This window comes from Peribacillus sp. NPDC060253, from assembly GCF_042727425.1.
Lineage (GTDB): Bacteria > Bacillota > Bacilli > Bacillales > DSM-1321 > Peribacillus.
The window spans coordinates 20039-31394 of the sequence record NZ_JBHXAS010000057.1; the positions used below are offsets into that span (position 1 = coordinate 20039).

General features: G+C 36.8%; 15 protein-coding genes and 1 pseudogene. 10 read left to right on the plus strand and 6 right to left on the minus strand.

Annotated features, from left to right (window positions below; genetic code table 11):
- Positions 1-411 precede the first annotated feature (411 nt).
- From ACFWE9_RS27140 to ACFWE9_RS15535, 5 genes and pseudogenes are all read left to right on the plus strand, one after another.
- Positions 412-504 (plus strand): annotated as a pseudogene (locus ACFWE9_RS27140) (DUF2935 domain-containing protein); the annotation flags it as partial.
- 244 nt (positions 505-748) lie between these two features.
- Positions 749-1399: a GntR family transcriptional regulator gene (locus tag ACFWE9_RS15520; RefSeq protein ID WP_377357572.1), complete on the plus strand. Its 651-nt coding sequence runs from the start codon at positions 749-751 to the stop codon at positions 1397-1399.
- A gap of 113 nt (positions 1400-1512) precedes the next feature.
- Complete coding sequence (locus tag ACFWE9_RS15525) at positions 1513-2295, plus strand: SDR family NAD(P)-dependent oxidoreductase (RefSeq protein WP_377357574.1); 783 nt, start codon at positions 1513-1515, stop codon at positions 2293-2295.
- A 34-nt stretch (positions 2296-2329) separates the two neighbouring features.
- Positions 2330-3082, plus strand: coding sequence for an SDR family NAD(P)-dependent oxidoreductase (locus ACFWE9_RS15530; RefSeq protein WP_230156030.1), 753 nt, complete (start codon positions 2330-2332; stop codon positions 3080-3082).
- 50 nt (positions 3083-3132) lie between these two features.
- Positions 3133-3918: a glucose 1-dehydrogenase gene (locus ACFWE9_RS15535; protein WP_377357577.1), complete on the plus strand. Its 786-nt coding sequence runs from the start codon at positions 3133-3135 to the stop codon at positions 3916-3918.
- Between the two features lie 272 nt (positions 3919-4190).
- Here the strand turns inward: ACFWE9_RS15535 and ACFWE9_RS15540 are convergent, their stop codons facing one another.
- On the minus strand, positions 4191-4349 hold the full coding sequence (locus ACFWE9_RS15540) for a DUF4021 domain-containing protein (RefSeq protein ID WP_230156026.1): 159 nt from the start codon (positions 4347-4349) through the stop codon (positions 4191-4193).
- Between the two features lie 189 nt (positions 4350-4538).
- On the opposite strand from ACFWE9_RS15540, the gene ACFWE9_RS15545 reads away from it, so the two are divergent.
- Positions 4539-5192 (plus strand): lysozyme family protein, encoded by a 654-nt coding sequence (locus tag ACFWE9_RS15545; RefSeq protein WP_230156024.1) that lies wholly within the window; start codon positions 4539-4541, stop codon positions 5190-5192.
- 131 nt (positions 5193-5323) lie between these two features.
- Here the strand turns inward: ACFWE9_RS15545 and ACFWE9_RS15550 are convergent, their stop codons facing one another.
- The 4 genes from ACFWE9_RS15550 to ACFWE9_RS15565 form a co-directional block, all read right to left on the minus strand.
- Positions 5324-5872, minus strand: a complete 549-nt coding sequence (locus ACFWE9_RS15550; protein WP_377357579.1) for a DUF402 domain-containing protein — start codon at positions 5870-5872, stop codon at positions 5324-5326.
- Positions 5873-5991: 119 nt separating this feature from the next.
- The gene (locus tag ACFWE9_RS15555; RefSeq protein WP_377357581.1) at positions 5992-6492 is read right to left on the minus strand and encodes a VOC family protein; all 501 of its coding nucleotides are present in this window, start codon (positions 6490-6492) and stop codon (positions 5992-5994) included.
- Between the two features lie 427 nt (positions 6493-6919).
- Positions 6920-7333: a VOC family protein gene (locus ACFWE9_RS15560; protein ID WP_230156020.1), complete on the minus strand. Its 414-nt coding sequence runs from the start codon at positions 7331-7333 to the stop codon at positions 6920-6922.
- 130 nt (positions 7334-7463) lie between these two features.
- On the minus strand, positions 7464-7931 hold the full coding sequence (locus ACFWE9_RS15565; RefSeq protein ID WP_230156018.1) for a DinB family protein: 468 nt from the start codon (positions 7929-7931) through the stop codon (positions 7464-7466).
- Positions 7932-8107: 176 nt separating this feature from the next.
- On the opposite strand from ACFWE9_RS15565, the gene ACFWE9_RS15570 reads away from it, so the two are divergent.
- Both ACFWE9_RS15570 and ACFWE9_RS15575 read left to right on the plus strand, forming a co-directional pair.
- The gene (locus ACFWE9_RS15570; RefSeq protein WP_377357584.1) at positions 8108-8599 is read left to right on the plus strand and encodes a hypothetical protein; all 492 of its coding nucleotides are present in this window, start codon (positions 8108-8110) and stop codon (positions 8597-8599) included.
- A gap of 290 nt (positions 8600-8889) precedes the next feature.
- Positions 8890-9270: a VOC family protein gene (locus ACFWE9_RS15575; RefSeq protein WP_230156014.1), complete on the plus strand. Its 381-nt coding sequence runs from the start codon at positions 8890-8892 to the stop codon at positions 9268-9270.
- A gap of 265 nt (positions 9271-9535) precedes the next feature.
- Here ACFWE9_RS15575 and ACFWE9_RS15580 read toward each other — a convergent pair whose 3' ends face one another.
- The gene (locus ACFWE9_RS15580; RefSeq protein ID WP_230156013.1) at positions 9536-9856 is read right to left on the minus strand and encodes a 2Fe-2S iron-sulfur cluster-binding protein; all 321 of its coding nucleotides are present in this window, start codon (positions 9854-9856) and stop codon (positions 9536-9538) included.
- Between the two features lie 276 nt (positions 9857-10132).
- Between ACFWE9_RS15580 and cdaS the strand changes: the two genes are divergently transcribed.
- Both cdaS and ACFWE9_RS15590 read left to right on the plus strand, forming a co-directional pair.
- Positions 10133-10753: a sporulation-specific diadenylate cyclase CdaS gene (gene cdaS, locus ACFWE9_RS15585; protein WP_230156008.1), complete on the plus strand. Its 621-nt coding sequence runs from the start codon at positions 10133-10135 to the stop codon at positions 10751-10753.
- A gap of 372 nt (positions 10754-11125) precedes the next feature.
- A partial coding sequence (locus ACFWE9_RS15590) for a TetR/AcrR family transcriptional regulator (protein ID WP_377357585.1) occupies positions 11126-11356 on the plus strand: 231 nt, incomplete at its 3' end.

The following is an 11356-nucleotide window of genomic DNA, read 5'->3' on the forward strand; positions in this document are numbered from 1 at the left end:
ATAAAAAAACAGGGGTATTTTAAAGTGATTATCAATCCTTTAAAAAAGAACCCCTAATTTATAAGTATTGTATTTAAATTCAGCATCCACCTAACTGACATGCAGGCATATGTTGTTCAAGAAAAGAGTGCTTAGACAGAAACTTATGTTACTAACATACCCGCCCACGGAATCGTTAATCCTGTCAACATCTATAATTATGGATTACGTAAGCCCAAGATGTTTAGGGAATAACTTCCGCAGCTCCGTTGAAGGATGGCAAAAGCTCACGAACTATGTAGAGTAAATCTACAGTAATCCAGCTGGAACCATATAAAAAGCAATTTAAAAGATTAGGCAATGATAAATCGTCCATAATTTATTAATAAGTTTGTAGGCTAAGGAATACAAATAATGGCAGATCATAATTAGCGTGAAGAATGTTATTATTTAACGAAACTCACTGAATCGACAAACTCGGAAAAACCAAACTGCGATCCAGCAAAACCTCGGCTTGTGGATTAAAAAAGTACACAAGGAGACCTCTTATGAATTGGGCTCTATATTTGTTGTATCTACCGGAAAAAGAGGATATGTACACACTTCGAAGAGGCGTTCGGTCACAATCTTTCTGAGCTTTTCCATCTGTCATGGTTTACTACATTACTCTTGGTCACTTCCATAACAGGTGCTGTAAAATTATAAGGAAGGTAATTCCTATCCTTATGTTATACTAAAATTAATTATAGAAGTATAGGAGTGCTGAAAGATGTTTGGAAATACTTCCAATTTTACAGATGGCATTTATTTTGGAGAATCGCTGCCACAACAAATCGCTAAACACATTTTAAAAAAAATCATTGAAGGGGAAATAGAAGCTGGAGAGAAAATCGTCGAAGAAGACATTTCCAAAGAATTGAATACGAGCCGCGCACCAGTTCGGGAAGCCCTTTATCTATTGCAGGTTGACGGGATTGTTGAGAGAATACCGAGGCGGGGTACCATCGTCAAGCCATTTTCACAAAACGAAATCGTTGAATACAATGATGTTACGATCGGGTTGATTCAGATGGGCATTGAATTTTCCCAAGGGAAGTGGCATGCAGAAAATAGGCAAGCATTACGTAACCATTTGGAAAGCGCAACGGTTGAGTGTGAGAAAAGTAATGTAATGGAGTATCAAAAAAAAGCTGAACAGATATTTCGATATATTTTTTCAATCGCTAAAAACAAAGCTTTATCCAGGTTTTTTGAGGAAGCCAGTCATATCCTCATGGTTTTTGCCCAAAGTCAATGGAATACAGAAACGATGGAAAATTTCCATTTAAGATTACAAATGTCTATTGAGGCCATTCTCGAAGACGATTTCGTAAAAGCAAAAAATGAAATTCAAGAAGCCTTGAATCGTGGAGTGATGTAGAGTCTTTGACTCTAAAATCAAATTGTCGACAATCGACAAAAATAATGATATGATGTAATCGTATTCAAACAAGAATATCATCACCAAGATCAAAGGGAGAAAGGGAGAATACTATGCAAGCTTTTGATTTTACAGAAAAAGTTGCAATTGTTACCGGTGGCGGCGGGGGAATCGGCCGGGCAGCGTCTATTACACTTTCAGAAAATGGAGCTAAAGTTGTTGTTGTAGACCTTTCCGAAGAGGCTGGCATGTTAACGGTAAATGAAATCAAAGAAAAAGGCGGCGAAGCGAAGTTCGTTAAAGCCGATGTTTCAAAGGAAGACGATATCAAAAATTATGTTCAAAAAACGATAGATTCTTATGGGAATATTTTCCTGAACAATGCAGGGTGGGAAGGCAAAATCATGCCGCTTATCGATTATCCTACTGAGGTTTTCGATCAATTAATGTCAATAAATGTACGCGGCGTTTTCTTGGGCTTAAAACATGTATTGCCCCATATGATTGAACAAAAAAGCGGGGCGGTCGTGAATACTGCTTCTGGAGCTGGGTTACTGGCAACGCCAAACATGGTGGCGTATGGCGCAAGTAAACATGCGGTTCTTGGAATGACGAAAACAGCTGGCGTCGAAGCTGCTCCCCACGGTGTCCGGGTGAATGCCGTCTGCCCAGGTGTCGTCAACACGGCTATGATGCGGTCGATAGAAGGCGGCTTTGGTCAAGGTGATTCCGCGGCAGCTGAAACGGCTAGAAAGCAATTGGAAGCAACGACTCCTGATGGCCGATATGCTGAGCCGCAGGAAATTGCAAATCTAATGATGTACTTAGTATCCGATCTTTCCAGCCACATTACGGGTCAAGAACTTGTAATCGATGGCGGGGCCATTTTAATCTAATAAGCAAAAAACTTTATTATAGGGGGACGAATACATGAGTTTAGAAGGAAAAGTCATAGTAATTACAGGAGCAGGCAGTGGAATAGGAAAGGAAACGGCATATAAATTAGCTGAACAGGGAGCTATTGTCGTCGCGGCGGATTACAATGATGTGGCCGCTAAAGAAACGGCTGAGACTATTCAACAAAAGGGAGGCACAGCTTCTTTTGTGAAAGTGGATGTAGCTAAAGCGGAACAAGTTGAAGCGATGGTTGAAGCTGCAGTTGCCAAACATGGCACCATCGATGGCATTTTCAATAATGCTGGAATTGGGCTTGTAAAACCATTTTTAGAGATGGATCCAGAGTCTTACCACAGAGTCGTGGATGTTGACCAACACGGTGTTTACTATGGCATGTATTTTGCAGCAAGGAAGATGGTGGAGCTTGGTGTAACCGGCGCAACGATTGTTAATACAGCCTCAATATATGGGACGATGGTTTCAATTGGCAGCTTTAACTACCATGCGGCAAAAGCTGCAGTCATCGCCATGACTAAATCTGGCGCTATTGAACTTGCGCAATATGGGATTCGTGTTGTCGGTGTGGCACCAGGTTTTATCGAAACTCCAATCATTGGTGATAATCAAGAATTCCTGGACAGTTTGGCACAACTCCATATGAGGAAAAAATTGATTCAGCCAGAAAAAGTTGCTGAAGTTGTAACGTTCTTATTCTCTGAAAAAGCTGATGCCATAAATGGACAAGTCATTCCTGTTGATGATGGATTCTTAAGCTTTAAGGGGTAATCAGTATAATCAAATAGATTTCCAACTAACATAAAGGGGAGTTTTGACATATGAGCAAACGATTCGATGGGAAAGTTGTAATCATAACTGGTGCAGGATCAGGTTTAGGACAAGCAGCTGCATTGGAAATGGCTAAAGAAGGAGCAAAACTTTCTTTAGTTGATTTAAACCATTCATCTTTAGAAGTAACAAAAAAATTAATCTTGGAAATTGCACCAAATTCTGAAGTGCTTTTGATGACTGCAGACGTATCGGATGAAAAAGCAGTAAAAAACTATGTAGACGAAACAGTCAGGAAATACAGTAGAGTCGATGGATTCTATAATAATGCTGGTATCGAAGGTAAACAGGCACCTACAGCGGAATACGATAGTGAGGTTTTCAACAAAGTAACGGACATCAATATCAATGGTGTATTTTATGGTATGAAATACATTCTGCCAATCATGAAAGAACAAGGGACAGGGGCAGTGGTGAATGTTGCTTCTGTGGGTGGAATTCGTGCTGTGCTTAACCAAACTGCGTACGTTGCAAGTAAACATGCTGTAGCAGGTTTAACAAAAACAGCGGCCATAGAATATGGTCAATACGGAATCAGCATAAATGCCATTGCACCCGGAGTAATCTTAACAGCGATGGTAGAAGGATCATTCAGGCAAATAGGCGGAGAGAATTGGGAAGAAGCAATGGCGGATTTCGTCAGTGTGAATCCTAAGAAACGCTTTGGTAAACCTGAAGAAGTCGGCCGTTTAGTCGCCTTCCTTTTATCAGGGGAATCAGAGTTCATCAACGGTGCAGTCATTCCGATTGATGGCGGACAATCTTCACAATACTAATTAAGTAAAGGGAGTGACAGTATTAGGTCACTCCCTTTACTTAATTATATGGCAAAATTGATGTTTATGTAATGCTTTATAGTAAGTGACAAAACGTATTGGGATAGGGAATTCGACGACTTTATAGGTTTTTTTGTATGTCCAAATAATCAGTTTAGATAAAGCTACGTACGGACCTAAAGTATAAGATTCAAGAGTTTCAATAGCGATGAAACTCATAAAAAAAAAACGCCATACAAGGCGCTTAACAAAACTATTAAAGGTACTAATCGTTACTTTTCTTTATCGTGAAGCTTATCCTCATATTCGGTTTCCAGCATCCCATACAAACCATTCATCTCTTGTTCGTCTGGATCTGCCCCAAAGTCATTCGTATATTTATTCTTATTTCTTTCTTCAAGTATTTCTTCTTGATCAATTTTCTTATCCATACATATCACCTCCAACTACTAGGGTGTCTCATTGTCACAAAAATATACGTTTGTGACTAAGTCAGAAATTTATGAGAATACCCATTTAAAAGTAAAAGCAAGATCAATATAAATGGAATTCTAAATAGTTATTACTCTTACTATTTGTTAATATATGAATATATAACCTAGGAATAACGGAGAGATATTGTGAAGAAGAAACGAAAGAAAAGAAAGAAATCAAAGAACATTTTTATCATTTTTATCCTGATTTTTGCATTTTTGCTCATAAAGGAAATCATGAAAAGCCCGTTTTCAGGCAATGTTTCCACATCGGTAAATTCGATTAATTCTTTTACGAACGTCGAAAAGTATCGTTCCCCTCTCAATAACGAATTAGCAAAATATGGCCTCGAGGATCATACCGCGACATTGATTGCTTTGATGCAGCAAGAAAGTCGCGGAAGGGGTGGTGATCCCATGCAGGCCTCAGAATCTGCCGGACTTGATCCGAATACAATCACAGATCCAACGGAGAGCATTAAGTATGGAGTGAAACATTTCAAGAGGATCAATGAATACGGCAACAAAAAGGACGTGGACTTTGCTACGATCCTTCAAGCTTATAACATGGGAATTGGGTACATTGATTACATTGCAAAGAGAGGGGGCAAACATACTGAAGTACTTGCGAAGAAGTTCTCAATGATTCAGGTCGAAAAAAACCCCACGCTTTATGATTGCGGCGGAGACAAAGGAAATTTCCGATATCCCTATTGCTACGGAGACTACTCATATAGTGCGAAGGTAAAGAAGAACATTGATGAACTTGAAAGCATATCTGCTCAAGCAGATGGAGAGTAAAAAAACTTTTTCACTTTTTAAGTGACATTTTTAAAATCTGTTTCCATACAATGAAGACTACTGGCCTACCAAATGAATGTAGGCCTCTTTCTTTTGTGAAGAACCTAGTCTCTAACAACTATTAATTGTTATCAGTTGTCCCACAAGGAAAGAAGGTCTTCATGTTTATATGAATTCTCAGAATCAGAAAGCGTTTGAGAAAGGATACTATCAATGGAATCCAATAAAGCCTTTAGAGATTGTCGGACAGACCCATTCTCAAATCGGTCTAAAGGCACAGGTAACTCGTCCTCGTCTAAAATGAAGTGGTTCCCATTAGGAAGAACCAAAATATCAATGATCAAATCCTCAAAAGAAACCAACCTATCCGTCATATATGTATTTTTTACAATATTGAAATAGGAGCCTAAATAATTCCCTTCATGATCTCTCCAGATGTACAAATTATAAGGCCGGTCTTTCCAATAATATGCGATTGTATAACTGCCGATAGGAATGGTTAATTTTGTAGGACCCGCGTTCATCGTGAAGGAATCCATGATTTCATGAAAAAGCACGACATGTTGTTTGTGTGCTTTTAACACCAAACAGTTATGTTCTACTACTAAGGAGTCGTAGCGGATTTTTCTTTCTATTAATTCATCTCCACGTTGAATGGCTGGTGTAAATATATTGTCCATCGTTATATTTCTCCTTAAAAAGCTATCTAAATCATTTTACATGTATACTTTGAAAGATTTTTCTTTTCTAATAGGAATTACAACTTAATAACACAACCTACAAGATTATTTCTTGGATCTTATTCCTTGTATGCCTGTATTAAAGTTTTTATGTCAATTTTCTTCATTTGGAGCAGTGCTTTCATAACACTTTCCGATTTTTCATGATTGGATTCGTTCACCATCTCGGATAGATTCGCAGGGACAATTTGCCATGACACACCAAATTGATCTTTCAGCCAACCGCAGACTTGCGCCTTTTCATCTCCGCCTTCTGAGAGTTTTTCCCAATAATAGTCCAGATCTTCTTGATCCTCGCAATGGATGATAAAAGATATTGCCTCTGTAAATCTGAATTGCGGACCGCCATTTAGCGCTACGAATGATTGTCCTTCTAGTTCAAATTCAACGGTCATTACTGATCCCTCTAGCATTCCGTGGATTTGATTTCCTTCATTTCCATAGCGAGTGATTCTTCCGATCTTAGAATTTTCGAAAATAGAAGTGTAGAACTTCGACGCCTCTTCAGCTTGTGTATCAAACCACAAGTTTGTTGTGATTTTTTGAATTTTATTTTTCATAATTTCTCCTTTTCGGTTTACATCTTTAATACGCTTTTTATAAGTATACCCTGCTGTAATAGGGGGTATCAGTATATGAGGATTTATTCGATAAGATTAAATATCTTGAATGTACCCTAATACTATACACCATTAATCATGAACCAAGAAAACGATGACAATAAGGATTGCTGAAGTCATAAATGTTTTGTGTTATTCATCTTTTACTAACACATCTTTTATCAAATCCCTCTATTTTAAAGGCCTTTATATAGCAGCCCCATCATGTCATCTCTATGGATTAACGAAAAGTTATTTTTTATATGCTAATATCAGGCATCTTTGCATCATGTTGATGGAAATTACAAAAAGGATATAGAAGCTTTTCACCAGTGAAAAGCCCCATATCCATATTGCAGGTGCCTCAAAAAAGTTTCATGTACTTTTCTTAGCTACCAACGTTGAATTGCCAATTAATACCAAATTTATCCGTTAACTGACCATATAGTTTACTCCAGAATGTTTCTTGAAGATCCATTCCGACAGTGCCGCCTTCCTTAAGTTTATTAAAGACCGAAATAATCTCATCCAAATCATTAGAAACAAATGCAAGGCTGATATTATTTCCTTCAATAAAAGGCATACCAGGAAACACATCCGAAAACATGACATTGCTTCCATTAATATTCAGCCTTGTATGCATGACTAAATTTTTTGCTTCATCTGGCAGGGGAAATTCAGGGCTAGGTGGTGTTTCTCCAAAGGTCATGATTTGTGGTGTTTCCGTTCCGAAAACCTGTGCGTAGAACTCGACTGCGTTACGACAATTTCCATTAAAATTAAGATACGCATCAACTGACATTTAACTCACTCCTAAACAAATATAGTTTCTTGAATTCCTAAGTTTTCACTTTTTTTTATAAATGATTCACAAAGATATTAAGTTGCTTTTAATAGACTCGCTTCATGTTCAAATATGCTTATGAATTAGACTATTCCCTGACGAAAAATTCCGGTGGTTCAATCCCAAGTGTTCTAAGATAGATAAAACCCTGTCCCCTATGATGGATCTCATTTTCCAAGGCATATTGAAGTCTCGAAAAATGGCTTTGTGCTGGTCCGAAAAATGGATCCTTTTCAACCACTTCGAGTGTTTCCTCGGTAATTTCCTGCCACATCTTTCTAGTCTCTTCCCTTACTTTCTCACATGCTTTCAGTAGATCGTCTTTTTTAGAAATTGAAGCAAATGAATCTTGAAATTCCCATTCGTTAAGAGCAATTCCACGTATATAAGCTCTCTCAATGTTCATAATTTCTTTAACCATCACTGCAAAAGGACGAAGTTTCTCAACAGGTGTATAGTGAAATAATTCCTCTTCAGGAAAAGCTTCAATCGCCCGGATTGTCAATCTCCTGTTTCCTTCCCATATATCTAGCAAACCTTCTTTCGATAGAAACATATTTCACTCCCCTTTGATTCAATACTCTGTATAGTTGTTCTATGGAAAATTGAAAAGTCCTGCAAATTCTACAATAAATAGCAATTTTGCTTATTTTCAGGGAAGACTCCTTTAAAAAGAGGTATAATTATAATGGGTTTAACGATTGGATAGTTAATGGGGAGAAATTACATAGTATGTTCGGTTTCTTAAATAAAACAAAATTAATTACAAATGATTTAAAGGGTATGGCTAAACTTATGTATCTGGATGTATCAACAGATACTTGGGATCAAGAAAACCTATCGAAAAGAAATTTAGACTTCACTATTGAAAGCATTCGTTATATGGATGTTTATACGAAAAGATTACTGACTACTGAAACGGGGAAGTCACTGTTACATGCTCATTTTGATACGTTAGTGATACGAACCGGAGCATATATTGGAGAAGTAATAAAAAGTGAAATCAAAAAGGATTATAAATGGTATGAGTTTGATTCTGTATTTCATTATTCCTCTATACTTGATGGAATACCTAGAGCCATTAAAGAAGAGACAGTTCTTTACTCCAAAAAGGAAGATATAGCTATATTACCTTTAACGGAGGTAGCGCAATGTATGACAGCAAAATCGACGTACCCAGATTTGTTATCATATGTAGAAGAAATGATTAAGCAATATTTGTAAGTGAATTGATTAGCGGAGCAATGGCAGATAAGTTCTCAGACAAGTATCTATAAACATGAGGAGCCTTTGAAAGTGTCCTGTTTCTAAAGCAACAAGTTGGGAAGGTTTCAAAGAAAAAACGGTGGCGCGTTTTTAATTGAATAACCTAGAAGTTATGGGTTATGGTAAAAATTGACTAAATTTCACATTTGGTATAATTTAAATAAGTAGTTGTATGTTAAATGCATTGGTATAACGCTCAAACGAAAAAATAATAATGAAAACAGAACCAATGGAAAGGGAGTAAACAAATGATCAATCAAGTCGGCCAAATAATGTTATATGTAAATAACCAAGATGAGACATTGAAATTTTGGACTGAAAAAGTGGGGTTTAGGGTAGTTTCTGAAGAAGATAACGGCCAAGGGCTAAGGTGGATTGAAATTGCTCCAACAAAGGATGCACAAACGAGTATTATCCTCCACAATAAGGAATTCATTGCTAAAATGCAGCCTGAATTAAATCTTAATACACCCTCTTTAATGTTTTTCTCGGAAAATCTCGATGAATTATATAAAGACTTTTCGGATAAAAACATCAAGGTCGGAGAAATGGTAAGTATGCCTTCTGGACGAGTATTTAATTTTGCTGATAATGAAGAAAATTACTTTGCGGTCATGGAAAAAAAGTAACATGAACGATTATAAGCCGTTTGGATGTTTAACTGAATCACTATAGCAATAGTAGTCAGATATATAGCATTACAAATCGGTATGCAAATCCCCACAAGCGTTGACAGATTGCTGTCGATGCTTTGTGGGGATTTTTGTTTGTTAGTGGGCCATGCTTGTCCCCGCTTAATTGACTCAACATTTATCTACCAGTTGATGCCGGTTCCAGCTTATATTTTTGATGTTAGGATTTTATGAATGGTCCGCTAAATAATATCGGTTGATTTTAGTCAGCTGGTCTTGGTCCAGCGTCAATTCGAGAGTTTTCTACAGTCATGATCGGTCGAATGGTTATGTCACCACTCACATATATTTGACAAGATAAACGCAAATGGTCTTCCATTCCTTTTTCCTCCAAAGCCTTTTTTTCTTTATTTGTTACCTCGCAAAAATCACCTGCCAATATTTCTATTCTGCAAGTCGTACATTTTGCTTTCCCTCCACAACGATGGAGAATATTTATACCGTTATCTTCTAGTGCTAATACTAACTTTTTCCCCATTTCTACTTCAAAAGTTCCCCGGTCAAATACAGTTACGTTAGGCATTTTATACCACCTCAAATTATAAAATATCTTCCAGCTACCTTCTAACATGTTTTAGGCTTTAGTTTGCCCCAGATGACATTATAAAATGTAGCAATTATTGATGGTGTTAAAGATGAAAGAAGAATGGAAAACTACTTTTGTTTAACATGCTTATTCCATAATGAATAAATAATTCCCGTGAAGACAAACTTTAAGTACATTAATAAATATTTAACAAGCCTTATTAACTGAACTTTTGAGGCGAATTCATTTAGAAGAAAAGGGAGGTACATGGCTGTGAATAATGCCAATTGCGACTTTTCACCAATGAAACAAATTTTAAAAGAAGATATTCGCCAAGTAATAATGGCTTTACAAAATAATTTAGAAGCAATGGATGATGAAAACTATTGTCTCCTCGGAAATTTCGAGAAAATTAAAGAAAATTTTGTAAACATTGATATGAAAGCTGCAACCTTTTATTTAAACTGTTATTTGTCTCCTTTTACTGACAAATATCCGGAATTAACAATTGGCGTACAAAATATGTCGAATTTGAGACATGGTGGATTAATTGTGATTCAACGGGAGGATTCTCTTGAATCTTTGATTCAACCAGGTATTCCAATCAGAGCAGAGTTAACCCATTCTTTATTGGAATCAATTTTCTTTCCTGGAAATCCGCTTCATGATGGTGCTGTCCTGGTTAGTCTTAATCAGATAAATTCAGCAGCAAATGTCCTTCCACTTTCAGATAGATCATCAGGCGGCAAAAAGCTTGGAACACGCCATCGCGCTGCTTTAGGTTTAACTGAACGAAGTGATGCGCTTGTAATGGTTGTATCTGAGGAAACAGGCAGAGTTTCATTTGCCTTAAACGGGAACCTGTACCCAATTACTAATCATGGGTCTCTATAAATGAAATTTTCAGTGCAACCATCTTTTTATTAATTTCAGAAGAACTGTTAATTTGTTAGGCCCTTTTTGTTGTGTATAAAAATAGGTGTTTATTCTTTACAGTACCCAACTTTGGTGGTGGTCTTATCAAAAAGAACGATTCAAACGAATATATGTAGAGCGTGTTTTTGATTAGAAACATTTTCAAAACAGGCTCTTTCTTTTTGTCCGTTATCAAGGTTAATCGTGAAAATTTGAGTAAACATTCAATTTCATTTTTTTGTAAAAAATATAGCTTGAACAATATTGACCATAGAGGTCAACGGCAGTACAATTTGATTGACTGATGTGGTCAACCGTAAAATTAGAATGAAAGAAAAGAGGGCTCCCCCTATGTTTTCAAAATTTTTAAACATGGATAAGGAAAAACAAGACCGTATAATAAATGCTGCGATAAAGGAATTTGCCCAGAAGGGATATGACAATGCATCCACCAATGAAATCGTCAAGGAAGCAGGAATATCAAAGGGGTTATTATTTCATTATTTTCAGAATAAAAAGCAATTATATTTATTCTTGTATGAACATATGATCGATATTTTAATGGAAAAAATTATGGTAAAT